Origin of the sequence: Pantoea sp. Mb-10 (assembly GCF_021272205.1) — a bacterium.
Taxonomy (GTDB): Bacteria; Pseudomonadota; Gammaproteobacteria; order Enterobacterales; family Enterobacteriaceae; genus Pantoea.
This window is the reverse complement of sequence record NZ_JAJSDX010000001.1, coordinates 110,395-125,387: the sequence shown is the minus strand read 5'-3', so window position 1 is coordinate 125,387 and position 14,993 is coordinate 110,395. Positions and strand designations below refer to the sequence as shown.

Sequence of the window (14,993 nt, the reverse complement as noted above, 5' to 3'; positions counted from 1 at the left end):
GCTCTCAAAAACGCAACAAGATCGCTCCTGAGGCATTTTATTAATTGAATAGCTAATGCATTTTTTTTATCTTCTAAACGGATGAATATCCACACTTTTTATAGGAAATTTCCTTAGGATGGACTCTTAGTTGGAGATGTCATGAAGAGCAAAAATACCGTTGTTGAACAGTCAAAAGTTGAATTAGCCGAGTTAGGTAAGATCGAATCTCGTACTCAGTTTGGCGGTTATGCCCTGACCGTAGAAAAAATAACGTTTGCGTATATTAACGACAATGTTCTTTACCTGCGGGCATGTGAAGCGATTCAGCACTATAACGCCACGCGTAAACTTGAACCCCTGATCTATCGCAAACGTGGGGTTCCGGTGCAGCTCAACTACTTCAAAGTCGATACGCAGCTTTGGGAAGATCGCGAACAATTGTTGCGGCTCTCGGCCTGTTCACTTGCGGCGGCAAAACAGGAAGTTGAGGACAGACTTGTCTCAATGCGCATTAAAGACTTGGCCAATTTGAGCCTACGAATAGAGATGATGCTCCATCATGTCGGGATTTGTTCTGTCAGATTACTGATCGATTTGGGTTCCAGACAAAGCTGGCTGAGATTGTATGAGGTTAACAATAATATCGGGTTTAAGACGTTATTGGCGTTAGAAGGGGCGATTACCGGACACCATGAAGCGGCATTGTCTCCGGCCATTCGCGCTGAACTTCGGGCGTGGTATGAAAATACGCTCCGCCAGCGTTATGCGGCGGAGCGTCGGCATTAATGAGGTAGCGTACGACGCAGGCGCGCAATTTCGGGCAGCAGTGCAATAAGTAAACTTAGCTGCTGCAAGACCAAGGGCGCCTGATTTTCTGTACTGCTTTTGAGCGCGCTCAATCGCTGCGCCAGTGATTGCTGCATGGCAAGCGCTTCCTCTTCGGAAACGCATTCAATCTGAAGGACATCCTCTACGAAACAGACTGAGTCATCGAGTAACGCAAGCAGTTGGCTATCGGACAAGCGTTCACGGTGCGCACCGAGAGCAGAGATATAGCTCAAGAACGAGTGATTTAAACAGAGTAGCCGGAAAGCCGTTTCGCGCAACGGCTGCTTCATTTTGCGCTCACTGCTCATATTCGAAACCACCGAGGCCAGCTCTGCATCGGCATTATGCGCATCACGTCGCGCTACGCGATAAGCCAGACGATTATCTTTGCCCTGATGATACTGCTCCATAATCGCATCCAGATAGCGGCAGTTAGCCTCTAACGCACGATCGACGACCACGCTCATCTTACGATAGCGCCAGTCAGGATAGACGAACGCCACTGCCAACCATGCCAGGCCACAGCCCAACAGGGTGTCCACGACGCGGGGAATCGCAATGTCGAAGCCTTCACCCAGCAGGTTAAAGCACAGCAGCACCAGAAGGGTAATAAACAGCGTTGCCTGCGCGTACTGGATCTGGCGGAACGCAAAAAACAGCACGCCGCTCAGCACAATTAAAATGAGCTGCCCTTCAATCGATGGAACCAGCCAAAGCACGGGTAAACCTATGGCTATGCCGGCTAGCGTTCCGCCAATGCGCAATGCCAGTCGTCGGCGAGTGGCGCTGTAGTTAGGCTGGCAAACAAAGAGGCTGGTGAGCAATATCCAATAACCGCGTTGGACACCCGTGATTTGTATAAAGGCATACCCGACGCACAGCACCAGCGTCATCCGCATCGCATGGCGGAATAGAGCAGATTGCGGCGTAAGATGCCGGCTCAGCCGCAAGCGGATATCCGTCCAACCGCTGAGGCCTTCACGCGATAAGTCATCGTCTGCCGAGAGAGGCGAGTCAGCTAAACCCCGATCGGATTCAATCGAACTCAGCTGGCCGTCAATCGCCCGAAGATTGCGCAGCAGCCAAAACAGTGGGCGCAGGTGTTCATCCTGCGGTGACTGCTGTTTTAACCGCTCAAGCGCGCTCTCCAGTCGTGAAAAAGTACGATTAAACGCGTTACTGTGATGCCAGGTTTGCCGCAATAGAATGCTTTCAGCCAGTTCTCGACACGCCTGTGCCTGCATATTCAGCAGGCGCTGAAAGCGAAACAGAATTTCGTTGTAACGCCAGTTATCGCGCAACAGGTGATATTGCAGGTGAGAGGAGCTGGCGCGCTCGTGAATATCCTGTGCCACAAAATAGTAATGTAGGCTGCGACGCGTACTGCGCGAGCCACGATCGCCGCGCAGACGGCTTTGAATCGTACTTTTGGTGAGGTTGAGCTGCGCGACCAGCTGGCTATTCACCATTGCCGCAGCAACAAACGCCGCGTCGTCCTGATTGCCTGCATCGGGATCAAACAGGTTGGCCTTCGCTTCCAGATAGCGTGAAAGCTGGGAGAAACTGGCGGCAAGCTGCTCCTGCACCGGTCGTACCGGAAACATCAAATGGCCAATAAAGGTCAGCAAGTTATACCAAAGGGCACCAATCAGCAGTAGAACGGGCTGCATCCACCATTGTGGGAACAAACCGATGCCCAGCATGGTATAAACGGCGATTAGCAAGGCGCCAAAGGCGATGGTGGCATAACGTTGGCCCAGCGCCCCCAACAAAATGAATCCCCAGCTGGAGAGCGCCAGCCCCAGCGCAAAGGCCCACGGATGCGGAAAAAGCAGTTCGACCGAAACCGAGGCGACGCAAAAGCAGATAAGCGTAATCAACAGGTTGCGAAGGCGCCCTGTCCAGCGGTCGTCGAGATCGGCCAGCGCGGCAGCCACCACGCCCAAGGTGAGGGGAATGGTCCACTCTATCTGACTTACCCACCACGGCACGGCCGCGCACCCTGCGAGCGCGAAGAAGATCCGCAGTAAATAGCGCAAACTGTTGTTGAACAGGTAACGCCGCCACTCTGCCATTACGTTAAGCCTCATGGGCATCTGCCTTAGAATCGACGGCGAGCATTCGCCTCTCTTGCCGCTTGTGCCTCTTCAACGGACACCACGCGACGGCCCACTGGCCACAGGGCGATGGCAGCAATCTTAAAGTTAGCAATCCCTACAGGAATGCCGATGACCGTCAGGCACTGTACGATGCCCGCGGAGATGTGCATCAAGCAGAGCCACCAACCGAAAAAGATCAGCCAAAACACATTTAAGAACGTGCCACCTGCATTCATTACCGCGTTTTTACGCTCCGGATACAGCACATCGACGTGCACCGCTTCGTTGCCGAAGGGGATCAGCGAAAGTTTGGCGATCTCCCAGCAGGAGCGCGTCAACGGCAAGGTGAAAATCAACACAATACTGACGAGGGTGGCAAACAGCCAGCTGAGCGTAGTAAAGACGCCGCCAAGGACAAAATTAAGAATATTCAACACGGTGCGCATAACGCGATTTTCCTTTTGCAATCCGCAATATGAGTCGCCATTTTAGCGTGTTTTAAGGCTGGAGCGCCAAGGGTCTCGCAGGTAAACTGCGCGATAATTAACGGGCAGATGGCGATGCGGACATGGAATTAAAAGCAACATCAATGGGCAAACGTCTGGCCCAGCATCCTTACAATCGGGTGCGCTTACTGGCTGCGGGCGTGGAAGTCAGCGGCGACCGCCATGAGTATTTGATTCCGTTTAACCAGTTAATCAGTATCGCCTGCAAGCGAGGATTAGTCTGGGGCGAGCTGGAATTTGTGCTGCCCGAGGAAAAAGTCGTTCGCCTGCACGGCACGGAGTGGCAGGAGACCCAGCGATTTTTCCACGCGTTGCAGCAGGCCTGGCTGCAATGGAGCGAGGAAATGAGCGCGATCAGCGCAGAGGTTCTCAGCGCGCTTAAGCAGGATATTCTGCACATTGTTGAGCAGGATCGCTGGTTAAAGCGCAGCGAGCTAGCCGAGATTAAAGCACGCATTACGCGCCAGTTTTCTGCTCTGCCTTTACCGCTGGCGCGAATCGAATCATTCGATAACTGCCGCGAATGCTGGCAATTCTGTCAGCAATGGCTGGCGCAAGGGGAACAGGCCGTTCGTCAGCGCAATCGCGCCTGGACAAACAGCGTGCTGGAGAGTAACGCCAATTTTTTCAACACGGTGGAAACCACGCCACTGAATCGCTCTCAGTGCGAAGCAGTGGTGAATGGCGAAGATGCGCTGTTGGTACTGGCTGGGGCAGGTAGCGGTAAAACATCGGTATTGGTGGCCCGCGCCGGTTGGTTGTTACAACGCAAATTGGCTGAACCCGAACAGATCCTGCTGCTGGCATTTGGTCGTCAGGCGGCAGAGGAGATGAACGACCGCCTTCAATCACGGCTCAATGCGCGCGACATGCAGGCGCGCACCTTTCATGCGCTGGCGCTGCACATCATTCGTGAAGGCAGTAAAAAACAGCCGATTGTCAGCAAGCTTGAGGGGGATAGCGTCGCCCGCCGCCAGCTGCTCATTGAGGCGTGGCGTGAGCAGTGTGCCAGTAAAAAAGCGCAGGCAAGTGGCTGGCGGCAGTGGCTGCAGGAGGAGTTAGCGTGGGAGATTGCAGAGGGACCGTTCTGGCAAGATGAGCGCCTTGCTCAGCGGCTCGCGCCGCGTCTTGAGCGCTGGGTTAGCCTGATGCGCATGCACGGCGGCGCGCAAGCCGCAATGATTCAAGATGCGCCAGACGCCTTACGTGAGCGCTTCAGTAAACGGATCAAACTGATGGCCCCGCTGCTTAAAGCGTGGAAAAGCGCCCTTAAAGATGAGGGCGCCGTCGACTTTTCCGGCCTGATTCATCAAGCCATCGCCGTGCTCGAAAAGGGCCGTTTCATTAGCCCATGGAAGCATATTTTGGTGGATGAGTTTCAGGACATTTCGCCCCAGCGCGCCGCGTTGCTTTCGGCGTTACGTCAGCAGAATGCCCGTACCAGCCTGTTTGCCGTAGGCGATGACTGGCAGGCGATTTACCGCTTCAGCGGTGCTGAGATGAGCCTAACCACCGCGTTTCATCACTATTTTGGCGATGGCGATCGCTGCGTTTTAGATACCACCTATCGTTTTAACGATCGTATCGGTGACATTGCCAACCGCTTCATTCAGCAAAATCCACACCAGTTGCGTAAGCCGCTTAATAGCCTTAGCAAAGGCAATAAAAAGTCCATCGTCCTCTTGCCTGAGGATCAGCTTGAGCCGCTGTTGGATAAGCTCAGCGGCTATGCTGCAGCAGATGAGCGGATACTGATTCTGGCGCGCTATCACCATTTACGTCCAAGTCTATTGGATAAGGCCCGAACGCGATGGCCAACGCTGCAGCTGGATTTTATGACGATTCATGCCAGTAAAGGCCAGCAGGCAGATTATGTGATTATCTGCGGGTTACATGAAGGTCGAGATGGATTTCCGGCGCAGGCGCGTGAATCCATTATTGAGGAGGGATTACTGCCTCAGCCGGAGGATTTCCCGGATGCAGAAGAGCGGCGGCTGGCCTACGTGGCGATGACGCGTGCGCGACAGCAGGTGTGGCTGCTGTTTGATAAGACCCAGCCCTCGACGTTTGTCGAATCATTACGCGAGCTGGGCGTGCCGCAAAGTCGTAAGCCTTAACGCTTATGCGTTGAGCCGTTGAGCAAGATAGCGAGGGTAATCGGGGATCTGGATCGCCACCTGTTGCGAAAAGAGCGGTGACTGAATGATGAAGTCCGCGCTTGCACGGTTGGTGGCAACCGGAATGTTCCAGACGGTGGCGAGGCGCAGCAGTGCTTTAACATCCGGATCGTGTGGCACGGCATTGAGCGGATCCCAAAAGAAAAACAGCACATCAATTTTGCCTTCAGAAATTAGCGCGCCTACCTGCTGGTCGCCGCCCAGCGGGCCGCTTAGCATGGCGTTCACATCAAGATTACTGTGACGAGTAATTAAATTGCCGGTAGTGCCAGTGGCATAAAGGACATGAGGCTGTAGCGCAGCCTGATTATTGTTAACCCATTCCAGCAGAGAGGATTTACAGTGATCGTGGGCTACAAGGGCGATATGTTTTTGCACCGGAAGGGTACGAAGAGTCTGCTCCATGAGGTGTCCTGATAAAAGGGGATCAGGCATGAGTTTACCTCTGTGATTTCTCCGCTATCAACTGGCGCGTAACGTTTTCATCCAGCTAAGAAAGCGCAAACGGGTCGCGGCATCAAAGCGCTGGAACCAGCGCTGTAAAGAGGGTAGATCAGCCGCCTCCTGCCAGGCAAAATCCACATTCATTTCGCTGCTGGGTGCAGCGGGTGCACGCAGCGCAAAGCCGGGCACGGAGGCCGCCTGGGCCGTGCGGTTATAGCGAAGCATGGCTTGCTCCGCATCCGCGCTGTTTGTCAGCGCTAACCGGTCGCGACGACTCGCAATTTCATTCCCCCGTTCATCCACCATGGTAAAAGTCAGCCCTTTTTCAAAAGCGATACGCTCATGTGGATGGGTAAGTGCGGGTAGGCGAACAGCCACCGTACGCGCGTCGGCGCTAAATGTGACAATCATTGGGCCAGACGTGAAAGGCGGCGCGTTAGCGGAGGTATCGTGCACGCGAAAAAGGAGCTGATGTTGGCCGCGATCAAGTTCGAGGCTGTCAGCCCCTTTAAGAAGAGAACCAGACATTTTGTGTCCATCCAGCACCAAAATATCGATGTCGGAATCGAGCCTAAGGCTAATCGCCTGACACGTAGCCGATACGAGCAATACGAGTAAACCCGTAACAGCGTAAATCCGCTTCATTTCCTCTCCCAGCGTGGGCTCACAGAATTGTGTGTAGCAAATTCTTACATTATGGCACTTAATTTACAATTTAACATATTTAATCGTGCCCCAGCGCAAACATTTCGCGTTGGCGCAGGCAGTATTCAGGTCCAGCTTATCTACACTGAAACGCAGATATAAGGAGAATACGATGAATGACGATCTGCTTCGTGACGTGTTGACCGATACCAAACGCATTGCGCTGGTGGGCGCCAGCGACCGCGCTCAGCGCCCCAGCTATGGGGTAATGAAGTTTTTACTGGATCAGGGTTATGAGGTGATTCCGGTGAGCCCGAAACTGGCGGGGCAGCAGCTATTGGGGCAAACGGTCTACGCCTCGCTGCAGGAAATACCGGGAAAGATTGATATGGTTGACGTTTTTCGTAACGCGGAAGCGGCGTGGGGCGTAGCCCAAGAGGCAATCGCGGTAGGGGCAAAAGTGCTCTGGCTTCAGCTCGGCGTGATCAACGAACAGGCGGCAGTTCTGGCTGGCGAGGCAGGCTTAACGGTAGTAATGGATCGCTGCCCCAAAATTGAGATTCCGCGATTGGGCATTCCGCCTGTGCAACAATAAAAAACGGCGACGCGAGCGTCGCCGTTATGCGGATAAGAGGCATTAATGCCGGAGACGCGGCGCCTGCAGTTGCTCACGAATCGAAGCGGCCAGTTCATCCATCGACGGTTGTTCGGGATGCTCTATGGTCGTTTCACCGGCTAGCTGAATTTCAGCGATATAGGTATGAACCTGTTCACCTTCTTCATCTTCCATCACCACATGGTACCAGGGTGCGGCACGCAGCGATTCTGCTGCCGCAACCTCATCCATCTCGGGTTCGTCCAATGAATACTCCGGATCGACATCCACGATAACGCCCAGCACCCCGGAGAGACGGTGACGGACCTGCTGTCCAATTCCAAATTTACTGGCAATCATTGTGACCTCCCAAAACTTTACTCTGCCAACAATATGGAGGCAGAAAGAAGGTTTTCAAGTCACAGAACGCGGCAGGCAAACCCCTTAAGATAAAGCCCTTCGGGATAGCTGGCCACCACTGGGTGGTCGGCTGCCTGGCGGAACTGCTCTATAAATTGTACATCACGACCCGCATCAAGGGCGGCGTCGGCGATAATCTTCTGGAATAAATCTGTCGCCATCAGTCCAGAGCAGGAGAACGTGAGCAAGATGCCGCCGGGGTTAAGCAGTTGCATTGCCAACATATTGATATCTTTATAGCCGCGGCAGGCACCCATCAGCTGATTTTTGTTTTCAACAAACTTGGGCGGATCCATCACGATGAGATCAAATTTCTCACCGCTGTCGCGATAGCGTCTCAGCAGTTTGAACACATCGTCGCGTACAAATTGCGCGCGGCTAACATCAAGCTTGTTCAACTCAACGTTCTGTTTGGCGATATCCAGCGCTTCTTGTGACGTGTCCACGCTGATCACTTCCTGGCAGCCGCCCATCAGCGCGGCGACTGCAAAGCCACCGGTATAGGAAAAACAGTTTAAGACGCGTGCGTTTTCGGCATAGCGGCGGGTTGCAAAACGGCTGTCGCGCTGATCAAGGTAATAGCCCGTTTTATGGCCACCCTGAATATCAACCAGGAGTTTCATGCCGTGCTCGGTAATGGGCAGCAGCGCGGGAGGAAGCTCGCCCATAACGGGGCCCTGCGTAAGCTCAAGTCCTTCCTTTTTACGCACCGCGACATCAGAACGGTCGTAGATGGCGCAGGTGGGATAGCACTGCTGCAACGCTGAAATCAGGGCAGGACGCTGATACTCAGCGCCAGCAGACAGCAGCTGAAGCACCAGAAAATCACCAAAGCGGTCAATGGTTACGCCCGGCATGCCATCGGATTCACCTGCAATCAGGCGATAACTGTTGAGGCCGTCGCGTTTTGCCAGCCAGTCGCGCCACTGCTGCGCTTTTTGCAGGCCGCGCACAAAGAATGCAATGTCGATCGACTCGTCTTCCTGCCAGGACCACACGCGCGCCCGAATTTGTGACTGCGGCGAGAAAGCGGCGCGTGCCAGCCATTTACCGCTGCTGTCACACACATCCACGGTTTCACCAGACTGGGCTTTGCCCTCCATACGCGCAACGGCACCTGAAAATACCCAAGGATGGCGGCGAAGCAGGGATTTTTCGCGTCCCTTGGCGAGAATCAATCGAACGGTCATGTTTGCTATGCTTACCTAAAAAAATGAGGCGTCATTCTCCGGTGGATGGCGGAAAATTGCAACGCGCAAGGGGGAATTGCTATGGCGACAACATGCTACAAAATTTGGGTGCACGGCGTCGTTCAGGGGGTGGGCTTTCGCTATCATACCCAGACACAGGCCAAATCACTGGGTATCCGCGGCTATGCGCATAATCTTCAGGATGGCAGTGTGGAAGTGTTGGCGGTCGGTGATGATGAGCAGGTAAAGGCGTTGATCGCGTGGTTTGAGCAGGGAGGTCCTCGCAGCGCGCAGGTAAAAAAAGTGCTGGTGGAGCCGCACCAGATTGCGCAGCCCCCCACGGATTTCACTACGGGCTAATTACAAACACTTGGCCGGTTTTGGCAGGCCGGCAATTTTCGTTGCTTGCTTTGCCGGTCCATCCGGGAACAGGCGAAATAAATAGCGGCTATTGCCTTTCTCTTCCCCGTATTTCTGTGCCATCGCTTTAACCAGCATGCGCACCGCCGGGGAAGTGTTAAATTCTTGGTAGAACGCCCGCACAAAATTCACGACCTCCCAGTGCGCATCGCTCATAGGGATGCCTTCCCGATCGGCAATGACCGTGGCCAGCTCAGGGCTCCAGTCTGCGCTACTTTTCAAATAGCCTTCCGCGTCGGTGGCTATCTCTTTACCGGCAAAATTCACACTGCCTCCTCATAAAATGAGGTGCCATTGTAATTTCCTTCACCGCAAAAAACAAAACCCCGCCGAAGCGAGGTTTTACACGCGGTTAAACGTTACTCTTTATTTGCAAAGCCCAACAGGCTGAGCAGGCTAACAAAGATGTTATACAGCGAAACATACAGGCTTACGGTCGCGCGTATGTAGTTAGTTTCACCGCCGTGAATAATATTACTGGTTTCCCACAAAATCGCGCCGGCAGAGAACAGGATAAACAGCGCGCTGATGGCCAGATGCAGGGCAGGCAGTTGCAGGAAAATATTTGCAATCACCGCGACCAGCAGCACAACAAAACCTGCCATCATCATACCGCCGAGGAAGGACATATCGCGGCGCGTGGTAAGGACGTACGCTGAACAGCAGAAGAACACCAGTGCCGTCCCTCCTAACGCCATCGCAATAACGTCACCCATGCCCGCCGTCAGAAACGAATTCAGAATCGGTCCCAGGCAGTAACCGAGGAAGCCGGTAAAGGCAAAGGCAGCGAGGATGCCAGCCGGGCTATTGGCCAGGCGATAGGTCAAAAACATCAGACCGTAAAAACCGACCAACATTAAGATGAAACCGGGCGACGGCAGGGCGAAGACGGTGCTGAGCGTTGCGGTTACTGCCGAAAATGCGAGGGTCAGCCCCAGTAAGAAATAGGTATTACGCAGCACTTTGTGGGTGCTGATCAGTGATTGCTGCTGTGATGCGCGAATAATTCTGTCCATCATTTGCTCCTGATAGAAAGATAAAAACACCAATAATGGGCGCAGAATACGCAACGCAGAGAAAACGACCAAGGCGTTTTACCCATCTTTACGCGATAACATGCTGTTTCGTTGAGCAGAATGGCGATTTCAACGGCAAAAAATCAGCTTTTGGCTGTTTTTCAGGCGAACGGTTCATTCCCTTCTTTACATCGCTCAGGGGGATGTTTATAGTGCGCCTCATTGCGGAGGGGTGGCCGAGTGGCTTAAGGCAACGGTCTTGAAAACCGTCGATGGGCAACCATCCGAGAGTTCGAATCTCTCCTCCTCCGCCATCACTCTTGCAGAGTGATATGACAATATGATTTCCGGAGGGATGGCCGAGTGGCTTAAGGCAACGGTCTTGAAAACCGTCGATGGGCAACCATCCGAGAGTTCGAATCTCTCTTCCTCCGCCACATTAAAGAAGCCCGCAGCAATGCGGGCTTTTTGCATTTTTAATCGGTCACGCCTGCTCACGCACCCGCCTGGTTTTTAATCTTTCTATCGACACCGCCGATCGATGCGTTTACTGCTATAGTCGATTCACTGTTTTTGTAAACATCTGGCGATTTTCTGATGCAAGCTGGGTTACACTGTCTGCCACTATGCTCCTCGCTATGCTAATCGTTTGAAAGCCAGAGTGTTTCACTGATGAACTATGGAATAAGCACAATGATCAAGAAACTGAGTCTTTGCGCATTGTCAGTTATCGCTGCGCTCCCAATGGGAATGTCCGCCTACGCCGCGGATGGGGATATGCAGTTACAGCAGGTATTGATGTTGAGTCGTCACAATCTGCGTGCGCCGCTGGCGAATAATGGCAGCGTGCTGGAGCAATCCACGAAGAAAAGTTGGCCTCAATGGGACGTGGCTGGTGGTGAATTAACCACCAAAGGCGGCGTGCTTGAGGTGTACATGGGAAACTACACGCGTCAGTGGCTCGCGCAGCAGGGATTGGTGCAAAACGGCAGTTGCCCTGACAGCAGCACTATCTTTGTTTACGCCAACAGCCTGCAGCGTACCGTTGCCACCGCGCAATATTTTGTGGCCGGCGCCTTCCCCGGTTGCGATATCGCTGTGACGCATCAGGATGCCATGGGCACCATGGATCCTATCTTCAATCCGGCCATTACTGACGGCAGCGACGACTTCAACAAAAAAGCGCTGGCTGCAATGACGGCGTCCAATGAAAAACTGGCGTTGAAACCCGCGCTGCAGCGGCTGGAAAAGATCATTGATTACAAGTCGTCACCGGCCTGTAACGGTAAAAAGCAGTGTGACCTCAGCAGCGGTGAGAACGTCTTTAGCGCGGAGAATGGCAAAGAGCCAAACGTCAGCGGCCCGCTGAAGGTAGGCAATTCACTGGTGGATGCGTTCACTCTGCAATACTACCAGGGATTCCCAGCCGATCAGGTCGCATGGGGCCAGATCAAAACGCCAGAGCAGTGGAAAGAGCTGGCTGCCATTAAAAATGGTTATCAGGATGCGCTGTTCGGTTCTCCAGTGATCGCGCGTGAAGTGGCCGCGCCGCTGGTCGATTACATCCGCAGCCAGCTTATTAACGAAGATAAAGCCAGTGCGCCAAAAGTCACGTTGATGGTTGGACACGACTCCAATATCGCGTCGCTGCTGAGTGCCTTGCAGGTAAAACCGTATGAGCTGCCGGGTAACGATGAAAAAACGCCGATTGGTGGCCAAGTGGTGTTTGAGCGTTGGCACGATGCGAAAAACAACAAAGACCTGCTTAAAGTGGAGTATGTCTACCAGACAGCGGAACAGTTGCGTAACGCCGACGTATTAAGCCTGAACAACCCGCCCAAGCGCGTCACGCTTCAGCTGGCTGGGTGTGAGGCCGACGCCAATGGCTATTGCAGCTGGGATCAGTTCTCTGCCGCACTGAATGCCGCGCTGCAGGGCACGCCAATGCAGCCTGCCGCACCGGCACCGGCACCGGCCGCGACTGACAACGCGGGTGATACCCAGAGTGAGTCCGCGCCTGCTGCGGCCGATGCTGCTAAAACCCCAGCAGCGGATAACAAGGCCGAAGAGAAAGCGGCGACCGCGAAGCCAGCACCGGACAACGGGGCTGATGCCAAGCAGAAGGCCGCTGCTGAAAAAGCGCAGGCGGAAAAAGCCACGGCGCATAAAGCCGCTGAAGAGAAAGCCAAAGCTGATGCTGCGCAAGCGCAAAAAGCACAGGCCGACAGCGCGCCAGCCAAACCGCAAGATGAGACGGCAAAGCCTGCCCAGGCTGCGCCCCAAGGGCAGTGATGTTGCCGTAAAAAACCCCGCCGCGGCGGGGTTTTTTTATGGGCGAAATGAGCGAGCTACTTAGCAATCACCACCAGCTTTTGGTTGGCAAACTCTTTAATACCCAGATCGGACAATTCGCGACCGTAGCCAGAGCGTTTCACACCGCCAAACGGCAGTTCGGCTGCGGTATCACTTTGTGAGTTAATGAATACCATGCCTGTCTCAATCTGCGCCGCCATCGCACGTGCGCGGGCAAGGTCTTTAGTCCATACAGAGCCGCCCAGGCCGTAGTGCGAATCGTTCGCCAGCGCCACGGCGGCACGGTCATCCGCCACCACATAAACTTGCGCCACCGGGCCAAAGAACTCCTGATAATACGCGGGGTTTTCCGGCGTCAGGCCCGTCAGAATAGTGGGCTGATAATAGCAGCCGACGCCTTCAATCGCTTTACCGCCAATCTCCACGCGGGCGCCGTGTGCGACGGCCTCATCAACCTGTTTGACTAAGCGATCGCGCGCCTCTTTGGAAGAGAGCGGGCCCAGTGTGGTTTTCTCATCCAGCGGATCGCCTGGCACCACTGACTGAAGCGCAGCGGTAAATTTCGCCATAAAGTTCTCTGCGATTTTCTCGTGCAGGATAAAGCGTTTGGCTGCGGTGCATACCTGGCCGCAGTTACTTAAACGTGCCTGCGCGCCCTGGCGTACCGCCTCATCGATATCGGCATCGTCCAGCACCACAAACACATCGCTGCCGCCCAGCTCAAGCGTGGATTTTTTCAGATGCTTGCCGGCTTGTTCGGCAACGGCGCTGCCCGCGCGCTCTGAGCCGGTAAGCGCCACGCCCTGTACGCGAGAATCGGCAATCAGCGAAGCCACTTGCTCATTGGAGATAAACAGGTTGGTCCACGCACCTGCAGGCGCACCCGCTTCGGCTACCAGCTTTTCAAACGCATCGGCGCAGTGCGGCACGCTGTTGGCATGTTTAGCCAGCACCGGATTACCCAACGCCAGATTGGGTGCCAGCACGCGCATCAGTTGGTAAAAAGGGAAATTCCAGGGTTCAACCGCGACAATGACCCCAATCGGGTGGTACTCGACCCAGGCTTCTCCCAACTCGCTGGGATAAGACTGGGGTTTCAGGAAGGTTGCGGCATGTTCAGCGTAGTAACGCGCAATTTGCGCACAGATTTTAACTTCTCCCCGACTTTGGGCAATCAGTTTACCCATTTCGCGGCTGGCAAGGGTGGCAAGCGCTTCATTATGCTCATCCAGCAGGTCAGCCAAACGGTGAAGAACCTGTAAGCGCGGCTGAATATCCCCTTTGCTCCAGGAGGAGTGATACAGCTCATCGGCCACCTTAAGTGCACGCTGCGCATGGGCATCATCGTGATCGGGCCAGGTTTTAAGTACCTCATTATTGGCCGGATTGATACTTTGATAGGCTGTCATAGAACCTCCTTGGTGCGAAGAAAAACAAAGGCGGGCTATGCCCGCCGTGCAGTCATACGTTCTTACGTTCGACGGTCTTGTCATCCCAGGTCAATACATCCTGGTCAGTTTTCTCGAAGGCGCGAATCAGTACGTCATCGCTGCCTTGCTGGCGCCAAATCTCCTCGGCCAGTCGCTCGTCGTAGTTAGCCACTTCAAAAATGGCTTCCGCGATTTCAGGTGAAGTGTGACGCAAAGTGGCCCATTCGCCGACGTGGTGCGCTTTTGACTGTTCTGTTGACATAAAGGTCTCCTGTTGTGGATTTATCCTTTGAGTTTTACCGTCAGTCCGGCAACGTATTCGCCCTGATAGCGGGCAATATTGAGTTCGTCTTCAGACGGTTGACGCGAGCCGTCCCCGCCTGCCAATGTTGTGGCGCCGTAAGGCGTGCCGCCGCGCACCTGCGAAATATCAAACAGCTCTTGCGTGCCGTAACCAATGGGAACGATCACCATGCCGTGGTGCGCCAGCGTGGTCCAGACAGAGGTAATCGTCTGCTCCTGACCACCGCCGGTGCCCGTGGACGCAAAGACGCTGGCCACTTTGCCGTACAGCGCGCCGGAGGCCCAGAGTCCGCCAGTACGGTCCCAGAAGTTACGCATTTGCCCAGCCATGTTACCAAAGCGCGTTGGCGTGCCCACGATAATGGCGTCGTATTGCGGTAAATCTTCGGGCTTTGCTTCAGCCGCAGTTTGGTGGACTTTGCCACCCACTTCAGCAAAGCGCTCGGCATCCATACTTTCTGGCACGCGCAGCACGGTCACTTCCGCGCCGCTCACGCGCTTAGCGCCTTCAGCTACCGCTTGCGCCATGGTTTCCACATGTCCGTACATCGAGTAATAAAGCACCAAAATTTTTGCCATGATTTTCATCCTGATGAAGAACGGGTGAAAAAAGTATAGAAGAGCC

The 14,993-nt window shown here is 54.2% G+C and carries 16 protein-coding genes and 2 tRNA genes; 7 read left to right on the top strand and 11 right to left on the bottom strand.

Going from position 1 to position 14,993, the window contains the following annotated elements; genetic code table 11:
* Positions 1-141 precede the first annotated feature (141 nt).
* Entirely contained in the window at positions 142-768 is a 627-nt protein-coding gene (locus LU196_RS00655; RefSeq protein WP_232757812.1) for a TfoX/Sxy family DNA transformation protein, read from the top strand.
* On the opposite strand, the gene yccS is transcribed toward LU196_RS00655, so the two are convergent.
* Together yccS and LU196_RS00645 are read right to left on the bottom strand one after the other, a co-directional pair.
* The gene (gene yccS / locus LU196_RS00650; RefSeq protein ID WP_370640953.1) at positions 765-2,900 is read right to left on the bottom strand and encodes a YccS family putative transporter; all 2,136 of its coding nucleotides are present in this window, start codon (positions 2,898-2,900) and stop codon (positions 765-767) included. The genes LU196_RS00655 and yccS overlap by 4 nt on opposite strands.
* Before the next feature lie 11 nt (positions 2,901-2,911).
* Positions 2,912-3,355 (bottom strand): YccF domain-containing protein, encoded by a 444-nt coding sequence (locus tag LU196_RS00645; protein ID WP_232757810.1) that lies wholly within the window; start codon positions 3,353-3,355, stop codon positions 2,912-2,914.
* 122 nt (positions 3,356-3,477) lie between these two features.
* On the opposite strand from LU196_RS00645, the gene helD reads away from it, so the two are divergent.
* On the top strand, positions 3,478-5,532 hold the full coding sequence (gene helD / locus LU196_RS00640; protein ID WP_232757809.1) for a DNA helicase IV: 2,055 nt from the start codon (positions 3,478-3,480) through the stop codon (positions 5,530-5,532).
* 3 nt (positions 5,533-5,535) lie between these two features.
* On the opposite strand, the gene LU196_RS00635 is transcribed toward helD, so the two are convergent.
* Together LU196_RS00635 and LU196_RS00630 are read right to left on the bottom strand one after the other, a co-directional pair.
* Positions 5,536-5,997, bottom strand: a complete 462-nt coding sequence (locus tag LU196_RS00635) for a methylglyoxal synthase (RefSeq protein ID WP_232757808.1) — start codon at positions 5,995-5,997, stop codon at positions 5,536-5,538.
* A gap of 57 nt (positions 5,998-6,054) precedes the next feature.
* Positions 6,055-6,681, bottom strand: a complete 627-nt coding sequence (locus LU196_RS00630; RefSeq protein WP_232757807.1) for a DUF2057 family protein — start codon at positions 6,679-6,681, stop codon at positions 6,055-6,057.
* A gap of 172 nt (positions 6,682-6,853) precedes the next feature.
* On the opposite strand from LU196_RS00630, the gene LU196_RS00625 reads away from it, so the two are divergent.
* Complete coding sequence (locus LU196_RS00625) at positions 6,854-7,276, top strand: CoA-binding protein (RefSeq protein WP_232757806.1); 423 nt, start codon at positions 6,854-6,856, stop codon at positions 7,274-7,276.
* 42 nt (positions 7,277-7,318) lie between these two features.
* Here the strand turns inward: LU196_RS00625 and hspQ are convergent, their stop codons facing one another.
* Positions 7,319-7,636: a heat shock protein HspQ gene (gene hspQ, locus LU196_RS00620; protein WP_232757805.1), complete on the bottom strand. Its 318-nt coding sequence runs from the start codon at positions 7,634-7,636 to the stop codon at positions 7,319-7,321.
* Positions 7,637-7,695: 59 nt separating this feature from the next.
* Positions 7,696-8,886, bottom strand: a complete 1,191-nt coding sequence (rlmI, locus tag LU196_RS00615; protein WP_232757804.1) for a 23S rRNA (cytosine(1962)-C(5))-methyltransferase RlmI — start codon at positions 8,884-8,886, stop codon at positions 7,696-7,698.
* A gap of 81 nt (positions 8,887-8,967) precedes the next feature.
* Here rlmI and yccX point away from each other — a divergent pair, with 81 nt between their 5' ends.
* Positions 8,968-9,246: an acylphosphatase gene (gene yccX / locus LU196_RS00610; protein ID WP_232757803.1), complete on the top strand. Its 279-nt coding sequence runs from the start codon at positions 8,968-8,970 to the stop codon at positions 9,244-9,246.
* On the opposite strand, the gene LU196_RS00605 is transcribed toward yccX, so the two are convergent.
* Positions 9,247-9,573 carry a TusE/DsrC/DsvC family sulfur relay protein gene (locus tag LU196_RS00605; protein ID WP_232757802.1) on the bottom strand — a complete coding sequence of 109 codons (327 nt, stop codon included), beginning with the start codon at positions 9,571-9,573 and terminating at the stop codon, positions 9,247-9,249. It abuts the gene before it with no gap.
* 92 nt (positions 9,574-9,665) lie between these two features.
* The gene (gene yccA, locus LU196_RS00600; protein ID WP_232758247.1) at positions 9,666-10,322 is read right to left on the bottom strand and encodes an FtsH protease modulator YccA; all 657 of its coding nucleotides are present in this window, start codon (positions 10,320-10,322) and stop codon (positions 9,666-9,668) included.
* A 226-nt stretch (positions 10,323-10,548) separates the two neighbouring features.
* Here yccA and LU196_RS00595 point away from each other — a divergent pair.
* From LU196_RS00595 to agp, 3 genes are all read left to right on the top strand, one after another.
* A tRNA-Ser gene (locus LU196_RS00595) sits at positions 10,549-10,636 on the top strand.
* A 35-nt stretch (positions 10,637-10,671) separates the two neighbouring features.
* Positions 10,672-10,759 (top strand) — tRNA-Ser (locus tag LU196_RS00590).
* Positions 10,760-11,015: 256 nt separating this feature from the next.
* Positions 11,016-12,614 (top strand): bifunctional glucose-1-phosphatase/inositol phosphatase, encoded by a 1,599-nt coding sequence (gene agp / locus LU196_RS00585; protein ID WP_232757801.1) that lies wholly within the window; start codon positions 11,016-11,018, stop codon positions 12,612-12,614.
* A 56-nt stretch (positions 12,615-12,670) separates the two neighbouring features.
* Here agp and LU196_RS00580 read toward each other — a convergent pair whose 3' ends face one another.
* From LU196_RS00580 to wrbA, 3 genes are read right to left on the bottom strand one after another with little or no spacing between them, the layout of a single operon-like run.
* Positions 12,671-14,044: an NAD-dependent succinate-semialdehyde dehydrogenase gene (locus LU196_RS00580; RefSeq protein WP_232757800.1), complete on the bottom strand. Its 1,374-nt coding sequence runs from the start codon at positions 14,042-14,044 to the stop codon at positions 12,671-12,673.
* A gap of 52 nt (positions 14,045-14,096) precedes the next feature.
* Positions 14,097-14,327 carry a YccJ family protein gene (locus LU196_RS00575; protein WP_232757799.1) on the bottom strand — a complete coding sequence of 77 codons (231 nt, stop codon included), beginning with the start codon at positions 14,325-14,327 and terminating at the stop codon, positions 14,097-14,099.
* 20 nt (positions 14,328-14,347) lie between these two features.
* Positions 14,348-14,947, bottom strand: coding sequence for an NAD(P)H:quinone oxidoreductase (gene wrbA, locus LU196_RS00570; protein ID WP_232757798.1), 600 nt, complete (start codon positions 14,945-14,947; stop codon positions 14,348-14,350).
* Positions 14,948-14,993 lie beyond the last annotated feature (46 nt).

Bases quoted from the DNA above. Each gene is read 5' to 3' on its own strand.
- LU196_RS00625 (WP_232757806.1), top strand. From the start codon at position 6,854: ATGAATGACGATCTGCTTCGTGACGTGTTGACCGATACCAAACGCATT.
- yccA (WP_232758247.1), bottom strand. From the start codon at position 10,322: ATGGACAGAATTATTCGCGCATCACAGCAGCAATCACTGATCAGCACC.
- LU196_RS00575 (WP_232757799.1), bottom strand. From the start codon at position 14,327: ATGTCAACAGAACAGTCAAAAGCGCACCACGTCGGCGAATGGGCCACT.
- LU196_RS00630 (WP_232757807.1), bottom strand. From the start codon at position 6,681: ATGAAGCGGATTTACGCTGTTACGGGTTTACTCGTATTGCTCGTATCG.
- LU196_RS00635 (WP_232757808.1), bottom strand. From the start codon at position 5,997: ATGGAGCAGACTCTTCGTACCCTTCCGGTGCAAAAACATATCGCCCTT.
- helD (WP_232757809.1), top strand. From the start codon at position 3,478: ATGGAATTAAAAGCAACATCAATGGGCAAACGTCTGGCCCAGCATCCT.
- yccX (WP_232757803.1), top strand. From the start codon at position 8,968: ATGGCGACAACATGCTACAAAATTTGGGTGCACGGCGTCGTTCAGGGG.
- LU196_RS00645 (WP_232757810.1), bottom strand. From the start codon at position 3,355: ATGCGCACCGTGTTGAATATTCTTAATTTTGTCCTTGGCGGCGTCTTT.
- LU196_RS00655 (WP_232757812.1), top strand. From the start codon at position 142: ATGAAGAGCAAAAATACCGTTGTTGAACAGTCAAAAGTTGAATTAGCC.
- LU196_RS00580 (WP_232757800.1), bottom strand. From the start codon at position 14,044: ATGACAGCCTATCAAAGTATCAATCCGGCCAATAATGAGGTACTTAAA.
- agp (WP_232757801.1), top strand. From the start codon at position 11,016: ATGATCAAGAAACTGAGTCTTTGCGCATTGTCAGTTATCGCTGCGCTC.
- rlmI (WP_232757804.1), bottom strand. From the start codon at position 8,886: ATGACCGTTCGATTGATTCTCGCCAAGGGACGCGAAAAATCCCTGCTT.
- yccS (WP_370640953.1), bottom strand. From the start codon at position 2,900: ATGAGGCTTAACGTAATGGCAGAGTGGCGGCGTTACCTGTTCAACAAC.
- hspQ (WP_232757805.1), bottom strand. From the start codon at position 7,636: ATGATTGCCAGTAAATTTGGAATTGGACAGCAGGTCCGTCACCGTCTC.
- wrbA (WP_232757798.1), bottom strand. From the start codon at position 14,947: ATGGCAAAAATTTTGGTGCTTTATTACTCGATGTACGGACATGTGGAA.